We start from the raw sequence: 23711 nt of genomic DNA on the forward strand, positions 1-23711 counted from the left end.
GGCCTGCTACTTTTCACAGACAAACCATGACCACTCCCCGCACCCTCGGCACCCCACTCTCCCCTTCCGCAACCAAAGTCATGCTGCTCGGCTCCGGCGAGCTCGGCAAGGAAGTGATCATCGCCCTGCAGCGCCTGGGCGTCGAAGTGATCGCCGTCGACCGCTACCCGAACGCGCCCGGCCACCAGGTGGCGCACCGCGCGCACGTGATCGACATGACGGATGGCGCCGCGCTGGAAGCGCTGATCGACCAGGAGCGCCCCGACCTGGTGGTGCCCGAGATCGAGGCCATCGCCACCGACAAGCTGGCCGAACTCGAAGCCGCGGGCCGCATCACCTGCATCCCGACCGCGCGCGCGGCCCAGCTGACCATGAACCGCGAAGGCATCCGCCGCCTGGCGGCCGAGGAACTGGGTCTGGCGACCTCGCCCTACCGCTTCGCCAGCAGCCTGGCGGAACTGGAAGAAGCCTGTGCGGCGGTCGGCTTTCCCTGCGTGGTCAAGCCGGTGATGTCGTCGTCGGGCAAGGGCCAGTCGAAGCTCGATTCGGCCGCCGACGTGCAGCATGCATGGGACTACGCCGCCGCGGGCGGCCGGGTCGACGCCGGCCGCGTGATCGCCGAAGGCTTCATCGATTTCGACTACGAGATCACCCTGCTGACCGTGCGCTCGCTCAGGCAGGACGGTCAGGTCGAAACGAGCTTCTGCGAGGCGATCGGACACAAGCAGGTGCAGGGAGACTACGTCGAATCGTGGCAGCCGCATCCGATGCAGCCGCTGGCGCTCGAACGCGCGCGCGACATCGCGGCCAAGGTCACCGCCAACCTGGGCGGCCTGGGCGTGTTCGGCGTCGAGCTGTTCGTCAAGGGCGATATGGTGTGGTTCTCGGAAGTGAGCCCGCGCCCGCACGATACCGGCATGGTGACGATGGCGAGCCAGGTGCAGAGCGAATTCGAGCTGCACGCGAAAGCCATCCTCGGCCTGCCGGTGAACCCGGCATTGCGCGCGCCCGGTGCTTCCGCCGTGATCTATGGCCAGCTGGACGAAGCCGGCATCGCCTTCGAGGGCGTGGCCGAGGCGCTGGGCGTGCCGGGCGCCGACCTGCGCCTGTTCGGCAAGCCTGAATCGTTCGCGCGCCGCCGCATGGGCGTGGCGCTGGCCACCGCCGACGACGTCGAAACCGCGCGCCGGCGTGCGCTCGAGGCGGCGTCGAAGGTCAAGCCGGTGTCGAGCAAGCGCTGATCGGCGCAGCGGGCTACCGCGTACACTTCCGTACGCAACATGCTTGCGCCGCGCTAATACTGCAGAGGGCTGGACCGGCATGATGGGATGCATTGCAGCCATCGCAGGAGTGATCGATGCATCCCCAACCGCAGGACAGCCGAGGTTATTTCATGTTGCCTCAAGGGCCGGAAGGCGCCGGCTATTACGTGTATGGAACGCCGGGTCGAGGTGCCGGCCAATATGCGCATCCGGCAATGATGAACTTGCTCCTGTACGTCGAGAGGGTCTGGGCAACGCTGGATTCCCGCAAATTCGGGATAGGAAACATCAGCTTGGCGGGTGGAAAACCTTATGACAAACACAGATCGCATAAGACGGGGCTTGAAGTCGACGTACGGCCCATTCGAAAGGATGGCAAGCGACAGGCCGTATATTGGCAGTGGACTGATCAATACGATCAGGCAGCCACTGCACGGCTAATCGAACTCTTTCGTCATTTTCCTGGCGTGACGAAGGTCTACTTCAATGACCCAGCGCTCCGTCATCTGGCGCGCCCCTTGGGCGGCCATGACCACCATTTTCACGTAGAGGTGAGAGGCTGAAATGAGAATGCCAATAGCCGCCATCCTCTGCATCGCCGGCTTATGCTCGGTCGCTTTTGCCGCAAAACCATGGGACGGCACATACAGCGATTTCAAGGGCAGTTACCTCATCTATTCTGGCGACCTCGGCGAAGAAGCGGCGCCGACATCGAGCGATCACAAAGCCGCACTTTCCATCCAGGGCGACATGGCGAAAGTCTTGTTCGACTCAATCGGACCGGACTTGAAAGACGCATGCGGGGCGTCGGCCGACATACGCGTGCGCGAGAAAGGCGATCTTGACTGCGTCCATGACAAGGGGGATCGAGCTTCGCCCTACGTCTGCCATTTCGGCATCAATCTGCGAACGGGCAAGAGCATGCGTGGATCAATCTGCTAGCCAAATACAAAAAGGGCCGCATTCGCATGCGGCCCTTCTCAATTCTGGCTCCCCGACCTGGACTCGAACCAGGGACCTGCGGATTAACAGTCCGTCGCTCTACCGACTGAGCTATCAGGGAAAGGAGGCCGCATTATACCTGCTGATTTCGATTTCGCAAGTGTTCACACGACGAAAAAACGGGAAACTAGACCCTCGCCCGCGCAACCAGGCGCTTCAAGGCGTCCAGCACCACGTCCGGCTCGGTCAGTTGCGGGAAGTGGGCGCTGCGCCTGGCCTCGATCCGCTCGCCCAGCGGCGACAGCGCCGCCAGCCCCAGCTGGGTGCGCTCGCGCTCGCGCACCAGGGCGGCCGGCACCATCCAGCGCGGCAGGCGCTTCGTGCCGGACAACACCGTCACCGGCACCGGAGGAAACGCCGGCGCTTCCTGGATGTCCTTCACGGTCTCGAGTTCGTTCCGGATCTCGTCGAACTGGTCGCGCGGCGAGATGCGGTCGAGCAGCTTGATGAAGCCGCGCTGCAGCGGTGACTGGAATTGCTTGAGCGTGGTGACGTCGTCGGGCGCGGTGGCCTCCAGGAACAATACACCGGCCACTTCGTCGGCGAAGGCGCGCGCGAACAGGTTGGCGTGCAGGCCGCCGAAGGAATGGCCGACCAGCACGAACGGCGGCTCGACGCCGGCCGCCTGCAGCAGCAGGCGCAGCTGAGCCACCACGGTTTCCCCATACTGCGCTTCGCGCGGCTTGGGACTGCCGCCGACGCCGGGCCGGTCGTAGGCGAACACCGTGCCCAATTGCTCGATCTCGGGATACAGCTTGTACCAGCCGTCGAGCGGGCCGCCCGCGCCATTGATCAGCACGATCGACGGCTTGCCCTGCCCCGACTTCATCAAGCGGAACATCTGCCCTTCGATCAGGGTGGCATGGCTTTTCGGCAATTGCTTCACGCAAGAATCTCCTGTAACCAACGACGCCTTGGCACGCGCCGCAAAGCAAAAAGGCCGCATCTCACGACGCGGCCTTTTCAGTATTCTGGCTCCCCGACCTGGACTCGAACCAGGGACCTGCGGATTAACAGTCCGTCGCTCTACCGACTGAGCTATCAGGGAATTGATGCTTGCATTATATGGCTGCTGAAACGTTTCTGTCAAATTTGCCCAGATCGCAAGCGCCACTCCTGCTGCTCTCCGCACACGCCGTAACGCTTGCGGAGAGCCGGGATTTTAGAGAACTTTGGCAACCGCGTCAACGACGCGATCGATATTGGTCGAGTTCAGTGCGGCAACGCAGATGCGGCCGGTGTCCACGGCGTAGATCGATTCGTCGCGCAGCTTGCCCACTTGTTCCTTGGTCAGGCCCGAGTACGAGAACATGCCGACCTGCTGGCGCACGAATTCGAAGTCGTGGCCCGGGGCCCTGGCCTTCAGTTTCTCGACCATCGCGCCGCGCATTTCGCGGATGCGCACGCGCATGCCGGCCAGCTCTTCTTCCCACAGCTTGCGCAGCTCGGGGTTCGACAGGACGGTGGCGACGACCTTGCCGCCATGGGTCGGCGGGTTCGAGTAGTTGGTGCGCACCACGCGCTTCAGTTGCGACAGCACGCGGGCCGCCTCTTCACCGCTGGTGGCGACGATCGACAGCGCGCCGACGCGCTCGCCGTACAGCGAGAACGACTTCGAGAACGAGTTCGACACCAAGAGCGGCATGCCGGTCGCGGCGAAGCGGCGCACGACGGCGCCGTCTTCATCGATGCCGTTGGCGAAGCCCTGGTAGGCCATGTCCAGGAACGGCACCAGGCCGCCAGCCTGCACGGCGGCAATCACCTCATCCCACTGCGCTTGCGACAGGTCGGCGCCGGTCGGGTTGTGGCAGCAGGCGTGCAGTACGACGATCGAGCCGGCCGGCATCGCCTTCAGCGCGGCCAGCATGCCGTCGAAGTTGACGCCACGCGTAGCAGGGTCGTAGTAGGCGTAGTTGTGGACGGTGAAGCCGGCGCTCTCGAACAGCGCGCGGTGGTTTTCCCAGCTCGGATCGCTGATGTAGACGTCGGCGTGCGGCAGGAAGCGCTTGAGGAAGTCGGCGCCGATCTTGAGCGCGCCGGTGCCGCCCAGGGCTTGCACGGTGATCGCACGCTTCTCTTGAATTACCGCGCTGTCGGCACCAAATACCAGTTCTTGCACGGCCTTGTCGTAAGCCGCCAGGCCGTCGATCGGCAGGTAGGTGCGCGGCGCAGGCTGCTCCATCAGTTTCGCTTCCGCTTTCTGTACGCACTCCAACAGTGGCACCTTGCCGTTATTGTCATAATAGACGCCTACTCCAAGATTGATCTTGGCGGGATTGGTGTCGGCATTGAAGGCTTCGGTAATACCCAGGATCGGGTCGCGCGGGGCCATCTCAATGGCGCCAAAAAGGCTGGCGGAGGCAGTGGAAGTCATCGTGATAAACTCAGTTGTTTCGGCTGGGTTGACAGCGGTTGTATAGACAGCGGCCCTTGTATTGAAAGGCCGCGAGCGGATTCTCATTCTAACAAAGGTCTGTAAGTATGGCTGATTTATCCATCGCAACTTCACCCGAACCGACGGTCCTCACCTTCCCCGATTCGCCGTTCAAGCTGCACCAGCCCTTCCCGCCGGCCGGCGACCAGCCGACCGCGATCGAGGGCCTGGTCGAAGGCATCAACGACGGCCTGTCCTACCAGACGCTGCTCGGCGTGACGGGCTCGGGCAAGACCTATACGATGGCCAACGTGATCGCGCGCGCTGGCAGGCCGGCGATCGTGTTCGCGCCGAACAAGACGCTGGCGGCCCAGCTGTATTCGGAGTTCCGCGAATTCTTCCCGCAGAACGCGGTCGAGTATTTCGTCTCCTACTACGATTACTACCAGCCCGAAGCCTATGTGCCGCAGCGCGACCTGTTCATCGAAAAGGACTCGTCGATCAACGAGCACATCGAGCAGATGCGCCTGTCGTGCACCAAGTCGCTGATGGAACGGCGCGACGTGGTCATCGTGGCCACCGTGTCGGCGATCTACGGTATCGGTAATCCGAACGAATACCACAAGATGATCCTGACCCTGCGCCACAAGGACAAGGTGGCGCAGCGCGACATCATCGCGCGCCTGATCCAGATGCAGTACACCCGCAACGAGATGGATTTCTCGCGCGGCAGTTTCCGCGTGCGCGGCGACACCATCGACATCTTCCCGGCCGAGCACGCCGAGCTGGCGATCCGCGTCGAGATGTTCGACGACGAGATCGAATCGCTGCAGCTGTTCGATCCGCTGACGGGCCGCGTGCGCCAGAAGATCCCGCGCTTTACCGTGTATCCGGGCTCGCACTACGTCACGCCGCGTTCAACCGTGCTGCGCGCGGTCGAGTCGATCAAGGCCGAGCTGCGCGACCGCCTCGAAGAATTCCGCCAGCAAAATAAACTCATCGAAGAACAGCGCCTCGAACAGCGCACCCGCTTCGACCTCGAGATGCTGGCCGAGATCGGTTTTACCAAGGGCATCGAGAACTACTCGCGCCACCTGTCCGGCGCGATGCCGGGCGAGCCGCCGCCGACGCTGATCGACTATCTGCCGAAAGACGCGCTGATGTTCATGGACGAGTCGCACGTGATGATCGGCCAGCTCAACGCGATGTACAACGGCGACCGTTCGCGCAAGACCAACCTGGTCGACTATGGTTTCCGCCTGCCGTCGGCGCTGGACAACCGGCCCTTGAAGTTCCAGGAGTTCGAAGGCAAGGCGCGCCAGACGATTTTCGTCTCGGCCACGCCGGCCGAATACGAACAGCAGCGCGCCGACAACGTGGTCGAACAGGTGGTGCGCCCCACCGGCCTGGTCGATCCGCAGATCATCGTGCGCCCCGCCCTGTCGCAGGTCGACGACCTGATGAGCGAAATCAACGACCGCATCGCCAAGGACGAGCGCGTGCTGGTCACCACGCTGACCAAGCGCATGGCCGAGCAGCTCACCGAATACCTTGGCGACCACGGCATCAAGGTGCGTTACCTGCACAGCGACATCGACACGGTCGAGCGCGTGGAAATCCTGCGCGACCTGCGCCTGGGCACCTTCGACGTGCTGGTCGGGATCAACCTGCTGCGCGAGGGCCTGGACTTGCCTGAAGTGTCGCTGGTGGCGGTGCTCGATGCGGATAAAGAGGGCTTCCTGCGTTCCGAGCGTTCGCTGATCCAGACCATCGGCCGCGCCGCGCGTAACCTCAACGGCGTGGCGATCCTGTACGGCGACCAGATCACCGATTCGATGCGGCGCGCGATCGACGAGACCGAGCGCCGCCGCGCCAAGCAGATCGCCTTCAACGAGGCCAATGGCATCACGCCGAAGGGTGTGCAGAAGAAGATCAAGGAAATGATCGACGGCGTGTACAGCAGCGCCGCGCAGAAGGCCATGGTCGAGGGCGTGCACGAGGATGCGGCGACGGCCAAGGTCGATTCGATGAGCGAGAAGCAGATCAGCAAGGAGATCAAGCGCCTCGAGAAGCTCATGGTCGACCATGCCAAGAACCTCGAGTTCGAGAAGGCGGCGCAGGTGCGCGACCAGCTGCATGTGCTCAAGCAGCAGGCGTTCGGGGCGCCGGGGGCGGATAACGTGGTGTCGATGTTGGGCAAGTAACGCGGCTGCGTAACCAGGGTGCAGGGTGGGGCTGGCCTCGGCGGCCCCGCGCTTCGCCGCCGACGCGGTGATGGTTACCGGTTCCTTTCCTGGCCGGATGACCTCGCCGCCAACGATCACCGCGTCGGCAGCGCCGCTGCCAACCCTACGCTACTCCCGCCAGCAATTCCAGCAATTTCGCCAAATCCGCCGGCTTGGCCATGTGATGGTCGAACCCGGCCTTGTACGCCCGCCGCTGGTCTTCGACCTGCCCATATCCCGTCAGGGCTACCAGCACCGCCTGCGTGGTCTCGGGCATCGCCCGCAGCCGGCGCGCCAGTTCGTGGCCATCAATGTCGGGCAATCCGATGTCGAGCAGAGCCACGTCCGGCGGCGCCTGCACCGCGCTCGCCAGCGCGCCCTTGCCATCGTAGGCGATGCTAACCTCATATCCATTCATCTCGAGCAGCGTCGCCAGCATCTGGGCCGCGTCGACGTTGTCGTCGACCACCAGCACCCTCAGCCCGCGCGCGCCGCGCGGCTGCACGTCAAGCGGCGGCGGGCTCACTTCCGGCGCCTCGGCCAGGCATGGCAGGTAAACGACGAACTCACTGCCCTTGCCCAACCCCGCGCTGTGCGCCTCCACCCGTCCGCCATGCAGCACGGCCAGGCTCTTGACCAGCGCCAGGCCGAGCCCCAGGCCGCCCTGCGAACGGTCGGGCGTGCGCTCGGCCTGGATGAACAAATCAAAAATGTAGGGCAGGATCGGCGGATCGATGCCCTGCCCGTTGTCGCGCACCGCGACCCGCACCAAGCCCGACTCGATGCGTGCGCTGAGCACGAGGCTTCCACCCGCCGCCGTGTACTTGGCGGCGTTGTTCAGGATGTTCGACACCACCTGGATCAGGCGCGTGCGGTCGCCCTCCACGCGCAAGGGGCTCGCTGCGATTTCGCACTGCAGTGCGTGGCCGCGCGCATCGATCAACGGTCGCACCTGCTCCACCGCCTCGTGCACGATCTCGCGCATTTCCAGCGCCTCTTTCGAGATGGTCACCAGGCCGCGCGTCACGCGCGAGACGTCGAGCAGGTCGTTGACCAGGGACGTCATGTGCTGGGCCTGGCGCGCGATGATGTCGCTGGCGCGCTGGATGCCGGGTGCGTCCATCTGGCCGCGCTGCAGCAGCTGGGCCGCCGTGGTGATCGGCGCCAGCGGATTGCGCAGCTCGTGCGCCAGCATCGCCAGGAACTGGTCCTTCTGGCGGTTGGCGGCGCGCAGCTCGTCCTCGATGCGCTTGCGCGCCGTGACGTCGCTGCCCTCCACGAAGATGCCCGAGACCTTGCCGTGCTGGTCGTGGATCGGCTGGTAGACGAAGTCGATGAAGCGCTCTTCCAGCGGCGCGTTGGGGTCGCGCTGCACGCGCAGCGGCACCGCGTGGCCCACGAAAGGCTGGCCGGTCCGGTACACGTGGTCGAGCAGCTCGAAGAAGCCCTGCCCCTGCACCTCGGGCAGCGCGTCGCGCACGGCCTTGCCGACCAGCGCGCGGTGGCCGACCAGCTGCAGGTAGGAGCGGTTGGTGATCTCGAATACGTGGTCCGGGCCGCGCAGCACGGCGATGATGCCGGGCGCCTGCTCGAACAGGGTCACCAGGCGCTCGTTCTCCTCCTCGCGGTAGCGCTGGGCCAGCACCTCGCCCGTCATCTCGACGCAGGCGCAGAACATGCCGGCCACGGTGCCGTCTTCGTCGCGCACCGGCGAATACGAGAAACGGAACCAGGTGTCCTCGTCGTAGCCGTGACGGCGCATGCGCAGCGGCAGGCGGTCCATATAACTGGCCTCGCCCCTGAGCGCGCGTACGATCAGCGGGTGGATGTCGTGCCAGATCTCGGCCCAGACGTCGTGGAAACGCTTGCCGAGCGAGGTCGGATGCTTGTCGCCCAGGATCGAGATATACGAGTCGTTATAGAGAAACCCGAGTTCGCCGCCCCAGGCGACGAACATCGGGAACTTCGAGTTGAGCATCAGGCCGACCACGGTGCGCAGCGCCTGCGGCCACTGGCGTGGCGAACCCAGGGGCGACGCGCTCCAGTCGTGGGCGCGCATCATGGCGCCCATCATGCCGCCACCGCTGAGGAAAGGCAGCCATTCGGAGGGTGTCGCTGGTTCCTGTTTCATTCATGGTCCGGGAGTCGCGCGCAATCTGCGCGACTGCAGTGTGCCAGATTTGGGGCAACGACTCCCGCACGGATGCCCGGCACAGGCTGCTTGCGGCTCAGGCAGCGCGTGCGCGCCGCCACCTGCTGAGGCCAAGGCAGCCGAGCGCCATGCCGAACAGCGACAAGGTTCCGGGTTCGGGGATCTGGCTGACCGCCAGCTCGACCGAGATGTCGTCGAAGAAGATCCCCGAAGGGTCGTGGTAGCCGGACAATTGCAGGATGGTCGATGCCGATGTCGCCAGCAGGTTGCGGACGATGATCTGCGTGGACGGGCCGCCCGTCCCGATATCGGTGGACGTGTTCGTGGTCGGGAAATTGTAGATGGTCGTCGCGATCGCGTCCCCGAACATCACCCTGATTCCATTGTCAAACTGAAAGATCGGAAAGCCATCCGGGCCGATCACGCCGTCCGCATACAGCCAGAAGCTCAGGTCGTAGCGCTGGCCGGTCGTCGTCGGCAGGGCCTGGGTGGCAAAGCAGGAAAACTCGGGACCGAAGCAGCCGGTACTGAGCGAGTTGAGGCCGCTGCTCGCGCCGCGCCCGGCGTCTCCCAGAAACCAGCCTTCGGTGAGTTCCCAACTGCCATCGTTCAGTTCAAAATCGCCGTCGCGGACAATATTGGCGCTTGCCGGCACGGCGACTGCCACCGCAAGCAGGATTGCGGCGGCAAGGCGCATTACAGCGTTCATCGAGACCTCCTCTGAGCAGACCAGAGTAAACGATGATTGATTGCCGCAAGGACGATCTGATGGGAGTCAATGCGGCAGGGGATCCATTGCCGCCCGCCGTCCGCTTACAGGCTCTGTACGAACTCCCGGATACCACCCAGCAGCATCTCGATGGACATCGCCGTCAGGATCAGGCCCATCAGGCGCTCGAAGGCGGTCATGACTTGCGGGCCGAGTTTCTGCTGCAGCTTTTCGGCGCTCAGGAACACTGCCAGCCAGACCACGCCCACCGCCGCCAGCGCGGCGACGTGCACCATCGTGTCGGTGAAGCTGGTCGACGAGAACAGCAGCACGGTGGCCAGCGCCGACGGCCCGGCCAGCGCGGGAATCGCCAGCGGCACGATGAACGGCTCGCCGCCTTCGCTCTTGCCCAGCACGCCGTCGGGGTGCGGGAAGATCATGCGAATCGCGATCATCAGGAGGATGACAGCGCCGCCGATGCGCAACGCGACCGGGCTCAGGTGCAGGGCCTCGAGGAAGTGCTTGCCGAAGAACATGAATACCAGCAGCAACAGGAACGCAATGCCGCATTCGCGGATCACGATCTTGTTGCGGCGCTCGATCGGGGTGTCTTTCAGGGCGGCAGCAAACAGGGGGACGTTACCAAAAGGGTCGGTGACGAGGATGAGGAGAATGAAGGTCTGGAAGAAGCTTTGGGTCATGGCTTGTTATTGTTGGGTTGCCAGAAATGTTAACAGCGCAATATTAGCAGCCGCCACCTCGGCCGACGAAAAAAAACAGGGAAAGGCTTGTACCCTTCCCTGCTTCGATTCGATCGCGCGGACCGGTATTACTTCTCGAACTTCTTCAACCACGCCGCCAGCTGATGCGGACGCAGGCCGTCATATTCTTCGAACGGCTGGTGGATCCACGGATTGTGCGGCAGGTCGTCCAGGTAGTAATCAGGACGGATCGAAGACGTGCCCTTGACCCAGATGACGGCCGATTTCACTTCGGTGACATCCTTGTAGTTCTCGGTCAGGTGCTCGCTGACCTTGCGCAGGGTGACGCCCGAATCGGCCAGGTCGTCGACCAGCAGCACGCGGCCGGCCAGCGGGCCCTTGGTCATGGTCATGTACTTCGAGATGTCCAGGTCGCCCTGCTTGGTGCCGGCTTCTTCGCGGTACGAGCTGGTCGACAGGATCGCCAGCGGCACGTCGAAGATGCGCGAGAACACGTCGCCAGGACGCACGCCGCCGCGCGCCAGGCACAGCACTTGATCGAACTTCCAGCCCGATTCATAGACCTGCAGCGCCAGGCGCTCGATCAGGCGGTGGTATTCATCCCAGGAGACCCACAGGTCCTTGTCGGTCGATACGGGGGTATTCATCTTCTACTCCAGATTCTTCTTGGTTTACGCTGCGAACGGGTGACGCAGGACGATGGTTTCTTCACGGTCCGGGCCAGTCGACACCATGTCGATCGGCACGCCAACCAGCTCTTCGATGCGCTTGATGTAGGCGCGGGCATTGGCCGGCAGCTCTTCCATCGACTTGGCGCCGACGGTTGATTCGGTCCAGCCCGGCATTTCTTCGTACACCGGCTCGCACAGGGCGGCTTCTTCGGCGCCGACCGGGAAGATGTCGACGTCGCGGCCGTCGATCTTGTAGCCGGTGCACAGCTTCAGCGATTCGATGCCGTCCAGCACGTCCAGCTTGGTCAGGCACATGCCCGACACGCCGTTGATCTGGACCGAGCGGCGCAGCAGGGCGGCGTCGAACCAGCCGCAGCGGCGGGCGCGGCCGGTCACGGTGCCGAATTCATGGCCGACGCGCGACAGGTGCTCGCCCACGCCTTCTTCGGTCGGCAGCTCGGCCGGGAACGGGCCCGAACCGACGCGGGTGGTGTAGGCCTTGGTGATGCCCAGGATGTAGTGCAGCATGTTCGGGCCGACGCCGGCGCCGGCGGCGGCATTGCCCGCCACGCAGTTCGACGAGGTGACGAACGGATAGGTGCCGTGGTCGACGTCGAGCAGCGAACCCTGCGCGCCTTCGAACAGCAGCTTGCCGCCTTGCTTGTGTGCCGCGTACAGCAGCGACGACACGTCGGCGACCATCGGACGCAGGCGCGGCACCAGGGCCATCGCGTCATCATAGGTGGTCTGGAAGTCGATCGCTTCGCCGCCCAGGTAGTTGACCAGCACGTGGTTGTGGTAGTCCAGGTTTTCCTTGAGCTTCTCGGCGAAGCGCTCGGCGTTGAGCAGGTCGGCGATACGGATCGCGCGGCGCGCGACCTTGTCTTCGTAGGCCGGGCCGATGCCCTTGCAGGTGGTGCCGATCTTGTTCTCGCCGCGCTTGGCTTCGCGCGCCTTGTCGATGGCGACGTGGTAAGGCAGGATGATCGGGCAAGCCTCGGAGATCTTCAGGCGCGACACCACTTCGATGCCGGCGGCCTGCAGCTTGTCGATCTCGCGCATCACGTCGGGCACCGAGACCACGACGCCGTTGCCGATGTAGCAGGCCACGCCTTCGCGCATGATGCCCGAAGGGATCAGCTGCAGCGCGGTCTTCTGGCCCTTGATGACCAGGGTGTGACCGGCGTTATGGCCGCCCTGGAAACGCACCACGCCGGCGGCGTGGTCGGTGAGCCAGTCGACGATCTTCCCTTTGCCTTCATCGCCCCACTGGGTGCCGATGACAACGACGTTCTTTGCCACGTTAGTATTTGACATCACTTAACCTAAGTTTTTGAGAATCCAATTTCCGTTTTCGAGGACGAGCACGCGGTCGCACTCGAACTCGTCCTGAACATTGTCGTGACCAGGCATGCTCTGGATCACGACTTCGCCTGCCTTGCGCAGGTCAGCGATTTTTTCCTTCAGCTCGGGGGCATTGCCCCACGGCGCGCGGATGGAATGCTTGCGCTCGGCCGTCGGCAGCAGCCGGGCCAGTTCGCGCAGGTCGAGCGAGAAGCCGGTCGCCGGACGCGCGCGTCCGAAGGCTTCGCCGACGTGATCGTAGCGCCCGCCCCTGGCGACCGCGTTCGGCAGGCCCGGCACGTACAGCGCGAACATGGCGCCGCTTTCGTACTGGTAGCCGCGCAGGTCGGCCAGGTCGATCGCCACCTCGGCGCGACCGATGGCGCCCGCCGCCAGCGCGGCCAGTTCGGCCAGCGCGCGCTGTATGCCCGGCAGCGCCGGCAGCTGTTCGCGCGCCTTGGCCAGCACCTCGACGTCGCCGTACAGGTGCGGCAGCGCCAGCAGCGCCTGGCGGGTCTGCGGATAGTAGTTCGTCGAGATGGCGTCCAGGCCCGGCGCATCCTTGGCGCGCAGCAGGCAGTAGATCTGGGTTTCGTCACGCTTGGCGGCCGGGTCTTCGGCCAGCAAGGCGCGCAGCACGCCGACGTGGGCCAGGTCCAGGCGCACGTTGGTGAAGCCCGCCAGGGCCAGCGAGCCGAGGGCCAGTTCCTGGATCTCGGCGTCGGCTTCCAGGCCGGCATGGCCGTAGATCTCGGCGCCGATCTGCACCGGCTCGCGGGTGGCGTGCAGGCCCGATGGACGGGTATGCAGCACGCTGCCGGCGTAGCACAGGCGGGTGATCGATTCACGGTTCAGCAGGTGCGCGTCGATGCGCGCCACCTGCGTGGTCATGTCGGCGCGCAGGCCGAGCAGGCGGCCCGACAGCGGATCGACGACCTTGAAGGTCTTGAGGTCGGTATCTTCACCGGCGCCTGCCAGCAGCGACTCGGTATATTCGAGCAGCGGCGGCATCACGAGCTCGTAGCCGTAGAGTCGGAAGTTATCGAGCATCAGGCGGCGCAGCTCCTCGATCTTGCGCGCTTCGGACGGCAAGACATCGGCAATATTCTCAGGCAATAGCCAGTTCGGCATGGGCAACAGATGGGAGTTGGGATAATTAGCTGCGACTGGCAGGGACGACGATAGACGTGCCAACGCATGGCGCGAACGCCGAATCGGTGATTTTACCCGAAAACCGCGCGGGTGAGGCAGGGAATGCTGGTTCGACACCTTGCCGGGTTAACAATCTGCCACGTCACGGATGCCTATACAAGCTGGCAAATCCCATGAAAAACGGGCTCCCGTTGTGCGGGAGCCCGTCCTGGGCCAGGCCTGGGAACGCGGTTCAGCGACCCGACGCCGCCGGCTGCTTGAAGTACTTGAAGAACTCCGAGTTCGGATCCACCACCAGCACGTCGCTGCGGTCCTTGAAGCTGGCGCGGTAGGCTTCGAGCGAACGGTAGTAGCGGGCGAATTCCGGGTTCTTGCCGAAGGCTTCGGCGTAGATCGCCGAGGCTTTCGCGTCGCCGTCACCCTTGACCTTCTCGGCGTCGCGGAAGGCTTCGGCGATGATCACGGTGCGCTGGCGGTCGGCATCGGCGCGGATCTGCTCGGACTCGGCGGCGCCGGTCGAACGCAGCTCGTTGGCGACGCGGACGCGCTCGGCGCGCATGCGTTCGTACACCGAGTTGTTGATCTGCTCGATGTAATCCACGCGCTTGAGGCGCACGTCGACGATGCCGACGCCGATTTCCTTCGCTTCGGCCACGACCTTGGCCTGCACCGCCGCCATCACCGCGGCGCGCTCGCCGGAAATCACTTCGCGCACGGTGCGCTTGGTGATCTCGTCGTTCAGGGCCGCCTTGATGATCTGCGACATGCGGTCGCGCGCACGGCTTTCGTCACCACCGAAGCTGACGTAGTACAGGCGCGGATCTTCGATACGCCATTTCATGAAGGCATCCACCAGGATGTTCTTCTTCTCGGCCGTGATGAAGCGGTCGGCGTCGGGCGTGTCCAGCGTCAGGATGCGCTTGTCCAGGTAGATCACGTTCTGGAACGGCGGCGGCAGCTTGAAGTGCAGGCCCGGCGTCGAAATCACTTCCTTGACCTGGCCGAGCGCGAACACGATCGCGAAGCGACGCTGGTCGACGACGAAGATCGTGGACGACAGCAGCATCAGTGCGATGAAGCCCGCGACGAAAAGAGTTACGAGGCGGTTCATCAGCGGGTCTCCCTGTCACGTGAGGAATCGCGGCTGCGCTCGTCTCGCTGGCGCACCGCTTCCATGGCCTGGCTCACTTCGGCAGGTTGGCCGGACTGCGGCAATTGCACCGGACCCGATTTGCTGCCGATCTGGGCATCGTTGGCTGCCTGCTGCTGCATCAGCTTGTCGAGCGGCAGGTACAGCATATTGTTGTTGGCGCGCGAGTCGACCATCACCTTGGTGGTGCTGGTGAAGATCTGCTGCATGGTGTCGATGTACATGCGGTCGCGGGTCACGGCCGGGGCGCGCGAATAGGCGGCCACCACCTGGTCGAAGCGGGCGGCGTTACCGGTCGCGTTCTCGACCACCATCGAACGGTAGGCTTCGGCGTCCTGCTGCAGGCGGAAGGCCTGGCCGCGCGCCTGCGGGATGATCTGGTTGGCATACGCCTCGCCCTCGTTGCGGGCGCGGGCGCGGTCCTGGCCTGCGCGCACGGCGTCGTCGAAGGCGCTCTGCACCTGCTCCGGCGGCTGCACGCCCTGCATCGTCACGTTGGTGATCAGGGCGCCGAGCGCGTAGCGGTCGCCGATCGCCTGCATCATCGAATGCACGTCGGCGGCGACCTTCTCGCGGCCTTCGTACAGGACGAAGTCCATCTTGTTGCGGCCGACCACTTCGCGGATCGCCGTCTCGGCGATCTGGCGCACGCTGTCGTCCTGGTCGCGGTTGTTGAACAGCCAGGCGACCGGGTCTTTCAGCGTGTACTGCACCGCGAACTGGATGTCGATGATGTTTTCGTCATCGGTCAGCATCAGCGATTCTTGCGGCTGCTTGTTGCGCACGTTCGCCCGGTAGCCGATCTCGGCGGTACGGATCTGCGAGGTGTTGACGGTCTCGTGGGCCTGGAACGGATACGGCCAGCGCCAGTTGAAACCCGGCGTGGTCGAGTGGCTGTACTTGCCGAAGGTGGTCACGACGCCGACCTGGCCCTCTTGCACGATGAAGGCGCCGCTGGCAAGCCAGATGAAGCCGACGATGATGGCGATCACGCCGGCGCCGATGCCGGCGCCGCGCATTTCGCCGCGCGGGCCGCCGTTGTCGCCGCCGCCGTTATTGTTGCCGCGGCCGCCGAACATGCGGTTCAGGCGCGCATTGAAATCGCGCCACATCTGGTCGAGGTCGGGAGGACCGTCACCGGGGCGGCGACCATCCTGGGCCTTGCGGTCGTCTTCGGGGTTGCGTCCCCAGCGTGGGTCGTTCAGCGACAATTTGACGCCGAATCTTTTTAGTAGAGAAACAAGCATAGGCTAGTTGGGCCTGACATGGGTGGAAGTTGGCATATTGTCGGCAAGACCGCCGGGGTGCGCGTCCACCGACGCGTCTTCCTCGGCGAGCCCGAAGGCTTCGTCGTGCTCTTCGTTTTCTGGGTTGCTGTACCCGCCTGGGCCCGGCGCGGACTTGGCCGCCTCGGCGATTGCCGAACGCAGCAGATCCAGGCCGGCGCCACTGTGGGCGCTGATGAAAACCCGGTTGATCTTATCATACTCATCACGCTCGACCCCAGGTTCCAGCCCGGCGGCATCGATCTTGTTCCACACCAAAATTTGCGGAACATGATCTGCGCCAATCTCGCGCAAGACTTCATTGACCTGTTCGACCTGCTCCATGCGCGTCGGGGAGGCGCTGTCGACCACGTGCAGCAAGAGGTCGGCATGGATGGTTTCTTCCAGCGTGGCGCGAAACGCCGCCACCAGCTGGTGCGGCAGTTCGCGCACGAAACCGACGGTGTCCGAGATCACGACGCTGCCCACCTCGTCGCCCAGGTACATGCGGCGGCTGGTGGTGTCGAGGGTCGCAAACAGCTGGTTCGCCACGTACACGCCGGCTTTCGTCAGCGTGTTGAACAGGGTCGACTTGCCGGCATTGGTATAACCGACGAGCGACACCGAGAAGGTCTTGTTGCGGCCGCGCTGGCGGCGCTGGGTCTCGTGCTGCTTGCGCAATTTGCCGAGGCGCGCGCGCAGCATCTTGACCCGCTCGCCGATCAGGCGGCGGTCGGTCTCGAGCTGGGTTTCACCCGGACCGCGCAGGCCGATACCGCCCTTTTGACGTTCCAGGTGGGTCCAGCCGCGGATCAGGCGCGTGGCCAGGTGCTGCAGTTGAGCGAGCTCGACCTGGAGCTTACCCTCGTGGCTCTTGGCGCGCTGGGCGAAGATATCGAGGATCAGGCTGGTGCGGTCGATCACGCGCAGCTGGAGGCGACGCTCCAGGTTGCGCTGCTGGGCGGGAGAGAGAGCGTGGTTGAAGATGACGATCTCGGCGCCAAGGGCCTTGGCGTCGAGGGCGATTTCGTCGGCCTTGCCGCTGCCAACGAAATGCGCGGGGTCCGGGCTGCTGCGCTTCGCCGTGATCGTGGTGATCGGATCGGCGCCGGCGGAGCGCGCAAGCAGCGACAGCTCATCGAGACTGGCGGCGAAGTCGCCAGTCCCGAAGTCGATGCCGACCAGCGCTGCGCGCAGGGTTGGAGTGCCGGGGGCGTCAGCCATCGGCCTTACTCGGCTTCGTTGGAGTCGAGGTTAAGGTTGACGGCACGGGCCGGCACGACAGTGGAAATGGCATGCTTGTAGACCATCTGGGTCACGGTATTACGAAGCAAAACGACGTATTGGTCGAAGGATTCGATATGACCCTGGAGTTTGATACCGTTGACGAGGTAGATCGAGACAGGGACGTGTTCCTTGCGCAAGGCGTTGAGGAATGGGTCTTGTAACAGTTGCCCTTTGTTGCTCATAACAGCTCCGTAATGTTGTTGTAGTTAAAAGTTTGAGGCGATTTGCCGGTTTTCAAGTAGTTAGAGCCATATTCTGCGTGAGCGAATGCAGCCCTAAGCCTACTGTAACCTGTTTTGCCGCTTTTTGTCGTACTGCTACGACTTTCAGCCTAAACAATTCAGTCTTTTGCGAACGGATTTTTCCCGCTGCGCAGCTCGATCCTGAGCGGGGTGCCGACCAGGTTGAACGTGTCACGGAAATGCTTTTCCAGATAGCGCTTATAAGGCTCGGTGATCCCCTCCAGCGCATTGCCGTGGATGACGATGATCGGCGGATTCTGACCGCCTTGGTGGGCATAGCGCATCTTCGGACGCGAGGTGCCCTTGCGCTTCGGCTCCTGCTTCTCGACCGCCTCCTGCAGCGCGCGCGTCAGGCGCGGCGTCGACAGGTTGGCCGTCGCGGCGGCATACGCCGACTCCACCGACTTGAGCAGCTGGCTGATGCCGGTGCCGCGCAGCGCCGAGACGAAGTGGGTCTTGGCAAAGCCCAGGAAGTCCAGCTTACGGTCGAGGTCGTTCTTGACCTGGTCGCGCTGGTCGGTTTGCAGGCCGTCCCACTTGTTGACGGCCACCACCAGCGCCCTGCCCGATTCCAGGATGAAGCCGGCGATGTGGGCATCTTGCTCGGAAATATCTTGCTGGGCGTCGAGCAGCAGGATGACGACGTTGGCATCCGAGATCGACTGCATGGTCTTGACCACGGAGAATTTCTCGATAGCCTCGAAAATCTTGCCGCGGCGGCGGATGCCGGCGGTGTCGATCAGTGTGTACTTCTTGCCGTCGCGCTCGAACGGCACTTCGATCGCATCGCGGGTGGTACCCGGCATGTCGAAGGCGATCACGCGCTGTTCGCCGACCAGGGTATTGATCAGGGTCGACTTGCCGACGTTCGGGCGGCCGACGATGGCGATCTTGAAGCCGTGATCGGCCGGTTCCAGCTCTTCCGGTTCGTCGGGGCGCTGGGCGAAGGCGATGTCGAGCGCCTCGTTGACCAGGTCGTGCACGCCGTCGCCATGGGCGGCGGAGATCACGTACGGGTCGCCCATGCCGAGTTCATAGAAGTCGGCGGTGACGGAGGTGTACTTCATGCCTTCCGACTTGTTCACCACCAGCATGACCTTGCGGCCACTCTTGCGCAGGTAATCGGTGATGGTCTTGTCGTGCGGGGTCAGGCCCTGGCGGCCGTCCACGATGAACACGACCACGTCGGCCTCGGCCACGGCCTGGCGCGTCTGCAGCGCCATTTCATGCATGATGCCTTCTTTGGCGACCGGCTCGAAACCGCCCGTGTCGATGACCAGGAATGGCCGTTCGCCAATCCGGCCTTCGCCATAGTGGCGGTCGCGCGTCAGGCCAGGGAGGTCGGCCACCAGCGCGTCACGCGAACGGGTCAGGCGGTTAAATAAGGTCGATTTCCCGACGTTGGGACGACCTACGAGTGCGATTACCGGCTTCATGTTTTATTCTATTCGACCGCGATCGCGGTCACAGTTCCATTTTGTGTTTGAAAAATCAGGTTCGTGCCGGCCACCAGCGGCGTGCCCATGATCGGGCTGCCATCGGTCGCTGCGCGCGCCAGGAAAGATCCGTCCTCGCGCGACAGGAAGTGCACATAGCCTTCGAAGTCGCCGACCGCGACGGCGCGGCCATACGACAGCGGGGTCGACAGGCGGCGGAAGGCCAGCTTGTCGTTCTTCCAGCTGGAAGAACCCGTGTCGCGGGTGAAGGCATGCAGGGCGCCCTTGTCGTCCGGTGCGAACACGTACAGCTGGTCGACGGCGACGCCGGCATCGGACGACAGGTCGCGCGTCCACTTGGCCGAACCGGTGACCAGGTCGAAGCAGCCTACGCGGCCTTGATAGGACACGGCGCACACCTCGTTCTCGAACAGCACCGGGGCGCCGCCGATATCGGTCACGCGCTCCAGTTCGGTGGCGCCGCGCGAGACGCCCACCTCGACGTCCCAGCGCGGCGCGCCGGTGGCCAGGATCATCGACGACAGCTTGCCGCCCGGCTGGGCCACGATGACGTCGGTCCCGGCCACGATCATGCCCGGCGCATTGCGCAGGGTGAGCGGAGGCGCGACCTTTTGCACGGTCCACTTCGTCTTGCCGTTGGCGGCATCGATGCCAACGATGCGGTTGTCGATCGAGCGCGCTACCACGATGCCCTGCGACACCACCGGCGCCGACAGGATTTCGCTCGACAGTTGGCTCGTCCACAGTTTCTTGCCGTCCATGTCGAAGGCCAGCAACTGGCCCTTGTCGCCGCCGACCACGATCAGGTTGCCGTCGGTGCCGACGCCGGCCGACAGTTCGGTGTCGGCCTTGATGCGCCACAGCTGCTTGCCGCTCTCGGCTTCGACGCGCGCGATGGCGCCATCGGCGCCGGCCACGACCACCGTGTTGCCGGTCAGCGCAGGCGAGAAGGTGTAGCCGCGCGCCTTGCCGATATCAAGTTTCCATGCAGTACGCACGGCCATGCTGCCTTTCAGCTCGACCAGCTTGGCCGGCTGGTCGCCCTTCTTATCCGACGCGAATGGATTGAGCGAATTGAGGGTCGAGCAACCCGTCATCAGGGCCAGTACGCCGACACCAACAAGCTTGCTGCAAATACGCATTTTGTTCTACCTTGTTCCTGGACTATAGAGGACGCAAGGCCCGCGCCGCCGTCAGGCGTGCGCGGGCCCTCTCATGGGGGAGGATTACGCGGCTGCCTTTTGCTCGGCAGCTTTTTCTTGTTCCGATTTCTTGTCGGCCGGCACCGTGCCGCCGATCGCTTCGAGCTTGATCTGCACCAGCTGGCGGCCCGGCGCGGTCGGATCCATGGCGGCGATCGCCGCGACATAGGCCGCGCGCGCTTCGTTCAGCTTGTTCTGCGCGACCAGCACGTCGCCCTTGCGGTCGTTCACTTCCGAGGTGAACTGCGGCAGGAATTTGCCGTTCAAGACCTTCAGCGCTTCGTCGAATGCCTTCTCGTCGAGCAGCACGCCGGCCAGGCGCAGGTTGGCGATCGACTTGTATTCGTCATTGCCGTGCTCGGCCGCCCACTGCAGCTGCGCCTTGGCGGTCTTGAGGTCGTTCGCTTCGAAGGCGGTCTTGGCCGCCGCCAGCGCCGCCATCGGGGCATAGGCCGACGATTCGTACTTGGCGCGGATGTCGCCCGCCACGCGCTGCACCTTGGCATTGTCGTTCGCCAGCAGCGAGGTCTGCAGCTCGTCATACAGCGCCGACGCCTCGACCGACTTGTTGCGCTGGTGGGTTTTCCAGTAATTCCAGCCGGCGTAGGAGCCGAGCGCGAGAATCAGGACCCAGATGATGATGTTGCCGTACTGCGACCAGAACGCCTTGAAGGAATCAAGCTGTTCCTGTTCCTGGTGATCGTATGCCATGTGCGTATTCTTGTATTAAATGGTTGATTGGTGGTGCCGAACGCCGGTTACGGGTGGTAGTGCACGTGATCGTGGTCGTGGCCGTGGTCGTGGTCGTGACTGCCGACGATCTGGTCGACCAGGTAGTCGACCACTTCCTCGAACGGCACGGCGGCCTGCTGCTGCTCGCCCACTTCGCCGCGCATGGTCTTCACTTGCGCGGCATTGTTCGCGATCTCGTCCTGGCCGATGATGACGGCAAAGGCGGCGCCGCTGCCATCGGCCTTCTTCATCTGGCTCTTGAAGCTGCCAGCACCTGTTGGCGTTGCGCAATGTAACACAACATCCAGGCCGGCATCCCGAATCCGCTCGGCCAGGATGAAGGACTGCAGCTGGGCCTCTTCTCCCTGGTGGACCATGTACACGTCGCACACGTTCGGCTCGGCCGGTTCGCCCAACCCTTTCATGAGCTCGATGATGCGTTCCATGCCCATCGCGAAACCGACCGCCGGGGTCGGCTTGCCGCCGAAGGTTTCGATCAGCGGATCGTAGCGGCCGCCGGCGCAGATCGTGCCCTGGGCGCCCAGCTCGTCGGTGACCCATTCGAACACGGTGCGGTTGTAGTAGTCCAGGCCGCGCACCAGGCGCGGGTTGACGGTGTACTGCACCGCGTTCTTGTCCAGCAGCGCCTTGACGCCGTTGAAGTGGGCCAGCGACTCTTCGCCCAGGTAGTCCAGCAGGCGCGGGGCGGCGTTGACCATCTCTTGCATCGCCGGGTTCTTGGTGTCCAGGATGCGCAGCGGATTGCTGTGCAGGCGGCGCTTGGCCTCGGCATCGAGGATGTCTTCGTGTTTTTCGAGATAGGCGATCAGGTCGGCGCGGTGGCGGTTGCGCTCTTCGGCGTTGCCGATCGAGTTCAGCTCGAGGCGCACGTTCTGCAGGCCCAGGTCATCCCACAGGCGGCGCGACATCATGATCATCTCGGCGTCGATGTCCGGGCCCGAGAAGCCGATCGCTTCGGCGCCGAACTGGAAGAACTGGCGGTAGCGGCCGCGCTGCGGGCGCTCGTGGCGGAACATCGGGCCCTTGTACCACAGGCGGCGCGGGCCGTCGTAGACCAGGTTGTGCTCGAGCACGGCGCGCACGACGCTGGCCGTGCCTTCCGGACGCAGGGTCAGCTGGTCGCCGTTCATCGAGTCTTCGAAGGAATACATCTCCTTCTCGACGATGTCGGTGACGGCGCCGATGGCGCGCGAGAACAAAGCGGTCTGCTCGACGATCGGGGTCACGATCTTCTGGTAGCCGTAGCTCTTCAGGATCGTTTCGGTGGTGTTCTCGAACAGCTCCCACAGCGGCGCGTCTTGCGGCAGGATGTCGTTCATGCCTTTGATGGCGACGATTTTTTCTGGTTTGGACATGGTTTTCTTTCTCAATTCTTGGCGCTGCTCGTGGGCGCAGGTCGGCCAGCTCTCCCAGCCCCAGGCTTACGCCTGGGTCGCTGCGCCGGCGAGCGACATGTCGCTCGAAACCCCGGCTCGCCCGTAATTTTTCTTCACATAATCCAGCACGATGGTCTTGAACTCATCGACGATGCGCTCGCCGCGCAGGGTCGCGAATTTCTGGCCGTCGACGAACACCGGGGCGGCCGGCGATTCGCCGGTGCCCGGCAGGCTGATGCCGATGTTCGCGTGCTTCGATTCGCCCGGACCGTTGACGATGCAGCCCATCACGGCCACGTTCATCGCCTCCACGCCCGGATACGTTTTCTTCCATTCAGGCATCTGCTCGCGCAAGAAGCTCTGGATGTTGTCGGCCAGCTCCTGGAACACGGTCGAGGTCGTGCGGCCGCAGCCCGGGCAGGCGATCACCATCGGGGTGAACTTGCGCAGGCCCATGGTCTGCAGGATTTCCTGGCCGACCACGACCTCCCTGGTGCGGTCGCCGCCCGGTTCCGGCGTCAGCGAGATGCGGATGGTGTCGCCGATGCCCTCTTGCAGCAGCACCGACAGCGCCGCGGTCGAGGCGACGATGCCCTTGCTGCCCATGCCGGCCTCGGTCAGTCCCAGGTGCAGCGGATAATCGCAGCGGCGCGCCAGTTCGCGGTAGACCGCGATCAGGTCCTGCACGCCCGACACCTTGCACGACAGGATGATCTTGTCGCGCGCCAGGCCGACTTCTTCGGCGCGCACCGCGTTCTCGATCGCCGACGTGATCAGCGCTTCGTACATCACCGCCTGGGCGCTCCACGGATTGGCGCGCGCGGCGTTCTCGTCCATGATGCGCGCCAGGAGCGTTTGATCCAGACTGCCCCAGTTGACGCCGATGCGGACCGGCTTGTCATACCTGGCGGCGATCTCGATCATCTGGGCGAACTGGGTGTCGCGCTTGGCGCCCTGCCCCACATTGCCCGGATTGATGCGGTATTTCGACAGCGCCTGCGCGCATTCAGGATAGTCGCGCAGCAGCAGGTGGCCGTTGTAGTGGAAGTCGCCCACCAGCGGCACGTCGACTTCCATGCGGTCGAGCTGTTCGCGGATCGCCGGCACGGCGGCGGCCGCCGCCGGGGTGTCGACCGTGATGCGCACGATCTCGGAACCGGCGCGCGCCAGCTCCTTGACCTGGATCGCGGTGCCGATCGCGTCGGCGGTATCGGTATTGGTCATCGACTGCACCACCACCGGGGCGTCGCCGCCCACCCAGACCGTGCGCTGGCCGTGCGAAACGGCCACCTTGCGGCTGGCGCGGCGCGCCAGCGGGCCGGACGGGATGGCTTCAGGAGTGCAGGCTTCGTTCAACGAATTCATT

The 23711-nt window shown here is 64.1% G+C and carries 21 protein-coding genes and 2 tRNA genes; 4 read left to right on the top strand and 19 right to left on the bottom strand.

The genetic code is table 11. From position 1 onward, the window contains the following. Positions 1-26: 26 nt before the first annotated feature. From purT to KY496_RS10420, 3 genes are all read left to right on the top strand, one after another. A complete protein-coding gene (gene purT / locus KY496_RS10410) occupies positions 27-1241 on the top strand; it encodes a formate-dependent phosphoribosylglycinamide formyltransferase (RefSeq protein ID WP_219864677.1) in 1215 nt (404 codons plus the stop codon). A gap of 116 nt (positions 1242-1357) precedes the next feature. Then, the gene (locus tag KY496_RS10415; protein WP_081589892.1) at positions 1358-1825 is read left to right on the top strand and encodes a penicillin-insensitive murein endopeptidase; all 468 of its coding nucleotides are present in this window, start codon (positions 1358-1360) and stop codon (positions 1823-1825) included. Positions 1826-1832: 7 nt separating this feature from the next. After that, on the top strand, positions 1833-2204 hold the full coding sequence (locus KY496_RS10420) for a hypothetical protein (RefSeq protein WP_157225550.1): 372 nt from the start codon (positions 1833-1835) through the stop codon (positions 2202-2204). A gap of 45 nt (positions 2205-2249) precedes the next feature. Here KY496_RS10420 and KY496_RS10425 read toward each other — a convergent pair. The 4 genes from KY496_RS10425 to KY496_RS10440 form a co-directional block, all read right to left on the bottom strand. Beyond that, positions 2250-2325 (bottom strand) — tRNA-Asn (locus KY496_RS10425). 66 nt (positions 2326-2391) lie between these two features. Next, entirely contained in the window at positions 2392-3150 is a 759-nt protein-coding gene (locus tag KY496_RS10430; RefSeq protein ID WP_071361936.1) for an alpha/beta fold hydrolase, read from the bottom strand. 86 nt (positions 3151-3236) lie between these two features. Next, positions 3237-3312, bottom strand: a tRNA-Asn gene (locus tag KY496_RS10435). 114 nt (positions 3313-3426) lie between these two features. After that, positions 3427-4638 carry an amino acid aminotransferase gene (locus KY496_RS10440; RefSeq protein ID WP_219864678.1) on the bottom strand — a complete coding sequence of 404 codons (1212 nt, stop codon included), beginning with the start codon at positions 4636-4638 and terminating at the stop codon, positions 3427-3429. Between the two features lie 107 nt (positions 4639-4745). On the opposite strand from KY496_RS10440, the gene uvrB reads away from it, so the two are divergent. Beyond that, complete coding sequence (uvrB, locus tag KY496_RS10445; RefSeq protein WP_229520496.1) at positions 4746-6842, top strand: excinuclease ABC subunit UvrB; 2097 nt, start codon at positions 4746-4748, stop codon at positions 6840-6842. A gap of 145 nt (positions 6843-6987) precedes the next feature. On the opposite strand, the gene KY496_RS10450 is transcribed toward uvrB, so the two are convergent. The 15 genes from KY496_RS10450 to ispG all read right to left on the bottom strand — a co-directional run bounded on the left by KY496_RS10450 (position 6988) and on the right by ispG (position 23710). Then, positions 6988-8994: a PAS domain-containing protein gene (locus KY496_RS10450; protein WP_219864679.1), complete on the bottom strand. Its 2007-nt coding sequence runs from the start codon at positions 8992-8994 to the stop codon at positions 6988-6990. Between the two features lie 97 nt (positions 8995-9091). After that, positions 9092-9724, bottom strand: coding sequence for a PEP-CTERM sorting domain-containing protein (locus tag KY496_RS10455; RefSeq protein WP_184239702.1), 633 nt, complete (start codon positions 9722-9724; stop codon positions 9092-9094). A 104-nt stretch (positions 9725-9828) separates the two neighbouring features. Beyond that, a complete protein-coding gene (locus KY496_RS10460; RefSeq protein WP_005666267.1) occupies positions 9829-10425 on the bottom strand; it encodes a MarC family protein in 597 nt (198 codons plus the stop codon). Between the two features lie 128 nt (positions 10426-10553). Continuing rightward, positions 10554-11093 carry a phosphoribosyltransferase gene (locus tag KY496_RS10465; protein ID WP_005666264.1) on the bottom strand — a complete coding sequence of 180 codons (540 nt, stop codon included), beginning with the start codon at positions 11091-11093 and terminating at the stop codon, positions 10554-10556. A gap of 24 nt (positions 11094-11117) precedes the next feature. Next, positions 11118-12434, bottom strand: a complete 1317-nt coding sequence (locus KY496_RS10470; protein WP_219864680.1) for an adenylosuccinate synthase — start codon at positions 12432-12434, stop codon at positions 11118-11120. 3 nt (positions 12435-12437) lie between these two features. Further along, entirely contained in the window at positions 12438-13592 is a 1155-nt protein-coding gene (locus KY496_RS10475) for an ATP phosphoribosyltransferase regulatory subunit (RefSeq protein ID WP_219864681.1), read from the bottom strand. Positions 13593-13845: 253 nt separating this feature from the next. Continuing rightward, a complete protein-coding gene (gene hflC, locus KY496_RS10480) occupies positions 13846-14724 on the bottom strand; it encodes a protease modulator HflC (protein ID WP_005666260.1) in 879 nt (292 codons plus the stop codon). Next, the gene (gene hflK, locus KY496_RS10485) at positions 14724-16010 is read right to left on the bottom strand and encodes an FtsH protease activity modulator HflK (protein WP_005666258.1); all 1287 of its coding nucleotides are present in this window, start codon (positions 16008-16010) and stop codon (positions 14724-14726) included. The genes hflC and hflK overlap by 1 nt, the downstream gene beginning before the upstream one ends. A 3-nt stretch (positions 16011-16013) precedes the next feature. Next, positions 16014-17225: a GTPase HflX gene (gene hflX, locus KY496_RS10490; RefSeq protein WP_081589930.1), complete on the bottom strand. Its 1212-nt coding sequence runs from the start codon at positions 17223-17225 to the stop codon at positions 16014-16016. Positions 17226-17257: 32 nt separating this feature from the next. Next, positions 17258-17497: an RNA chaperone Hfq gene (hfq, locus tag KY496_RS10495; RefSeq protein ID WP_005666255.1), complete on the bottom strand. Its 240-nt coding sequence runs from the start codon at positions 17495-17497 to the stop codon at positions 17258-17260. A gap of 158 nt (positions 17498-17655) precedes the next feature. Next, positions 17656-18993: a ribosome biogenesis GTPase Der gene (der, locus tag KY496_RS10500; RefSeq protein ID WP_005666254.1), complete on the bottom strand. Its 1338-nt coding sequence runs from the start codon at positions 18991-18993 to the stop codon at positions 17656-17658. Between the two features lie 8 nt (positions 18994-19001). Further along, positions 19002-20156, bottom strand: a complete 1155-nt coding sequence (gene bamB, locus KY496_RS10505; RefSeq protein WP_219864682.1) for an outer membrane protein assembly factor BamB — start codon at positions 20154-20156, stop codon at positions 19002-19004. Positions 20157-20240: 84 nt separating this feature from the next. After that, positions 20241-20927: a tetratricopeptide repeat protein gene (locus tag KY496_RS10510; protein ID WP_071361926.1), complete on the bottom strand. Its 687-nt coding sequence runs from the start codon at positions 20925-20927 to the stop codon at positions 20241-20243. Between the two features lie 47 nt (positions 20928-20974). Next, complete coding sequence (hisS, locus tag KY496_RS10515; protein ID WP_219864683.1) at positions 20975-22324, bottom strand: histidine--tRNA ligase; 1350 nt, start codon at positions 22322-22324, stop codon at positions 20975-20977. 66 nt (positions 22325-22390) lie between these two features. Beyond that, positions 22391-23710 (bottom strand): flavodoxin-dependent (E)-4-hydroxy-3-methylbut-2-enyl-diphosphate synthase, encoded by a 1320-nt coding sequence (gene ispG, locus KY496_RS10520; RefSeq protein ID WP_005666247.1) that lies wholly within the window; start codon positions 23708-23710, stop codon positions 22391-22393. Between the last annotated feature and the right edge of the window lies 1 nt (position 23711).

The organism is Massilia sp. NP310, from assembly GCF_019443485.1.
Classification (GTDB): Bacteria; Pseudomonadota; Gammaproteobacteria; order Burkholderiales; family Burkholderiaceae_D; genus Telluria; species Telluria timonae.

Excerpts from the sequence above, each read along its gene's own strand:
- hisS (WP_219864683.1), bottom strand. The coding sequence starts at position 22,324 with ATGTCCAAACCAGAAAAAATCGTCGCCATCAAAGGCATGAACGACATC.
- KY496_RS10455 (WP_184239702.1), bottom strand. The coding sequence starts at position 9,724 with ATGAACGCTGTAATGCGCCTTGCCGCCGCAATCCTGCTTGCGGTGGCA.
- KY496_RS10440 (WP_219864678.1), bottom strand. The coding sequence starts at position 4,638 with ATGACTTCCACTGCCTCCGCCAGCCTTTTTGGCGCCATTGAGATGGCC.
- KY496_RS10460 (WP_005666267.1), bottom strand. The coding sequence starts at position 10,425 with ATGACCCAAAGCTTCTTCCAGACCTTCATTCTCCTCATCCTCGTCACC.
- bamB (WP_219864682.1), bottom strand. The coding sequence starts at position 20,156 with ATGCGTATTTGCAGCAAGCTTGTTGGTGTCGGCGTACTGGCCCTGATG.
- uvrB (WP_229520496.1), top strand. The coding sequence starts at position 4,746 with ATGGCTGATTTATCCATCGCAACTTCACCCGAACCGACGGTCCTCACC.
- der (WP_005666254.1), bottom strand. The coding sequence starts at position 18,993 with ATGAAGCCGGTAATCGCACTCGTAGGTCGTCCCAACGTCGGGAAATCG.
- KY496_RS10475 (WP_219864681.1), bottom strand. The coding sequence starts at position 13,592 with ATGCCGAACTGGCTATTGCCTGAGAATATTGCCGATGTCTTGCCGTCC.
- purT (WP_219864677.1), top strand. The coding sequence starts at position 27 with ATGACCACTCCCCGCACCCTCGGCACCCCACTCTCCCCTTCCGCAACC.
- ispG (WP_005666247.1), bottom strand. The coding sequence starts at position 23,710 with ATGAATTCGTTGAACGAAGCCTGCACTCCTGAAGCCATCCCGTCCGGC.
- hflK (WP_005666258.1), bottom strand. The coding sequence starts at position 16,010 with ATGCTTGTTTCTCTACTAAAAAGATTCGGCGTCAAATTGTCGCTGAAC.
- KY496_RS10415 (WP_081589892.1), top strand. The coding sequence starts at position 1,358 with ATGCATCCCCAACCGCAGGACAGCCGAGGTTATTTCATGTTGCCTCAA.
- hflC (WP_005666260.1), bottom strand. The coding sequence starts at position 14,724 with ATGAACCGCCTCGTAACTCTTTTCGTCGCGGGCTTCATCGCACTGATG.
- KY496_RS10450 (WP_219864679.1), bottom strand. The coding sequence starts at position 8,994 with ATGAAACAGGAACCAGCGACACCCTCCGAATGGCTGCCTTTCCTCAGC.
- hfq (WP_005666255.1), bottom strand. The coding sequence starts at position 17,497 with ATGAGCAACAAAGGGCAACTGTTACAAGACCCATTCCTCAACGCCTTG.
- KY496_RS10510 (WP_071361926.1), bottom strand. The coding sequence starts at position 20,927 with ATGGCATACGATCACCAGGAACAGGAACAGCTTGATTCCTTCAAGGCG.
- KY496_RS10465 (WP_005666264.1), bottom strand. The coding sequence starts at position 11,093 with ATGAATACCCCCGTATCGACCGACAAGGACCTGTGGGTCTCCTGGGAT.
- KY496_RS10470 (WP_219864680.1), bottom strand. The coding sequence starts at position 12,434 with ATGTCAAATACTAACGTGGCAAAGAACGTCGTTGTCATCGGCACCCAG.
- KY496_RS10420 (WP_157225550.1), top strand. The coding sequence starts at position 1,833 with ATGCCAATAGCCGCCATCCTCTGCATCGCCGGCTTATGCTCGGTCGCT.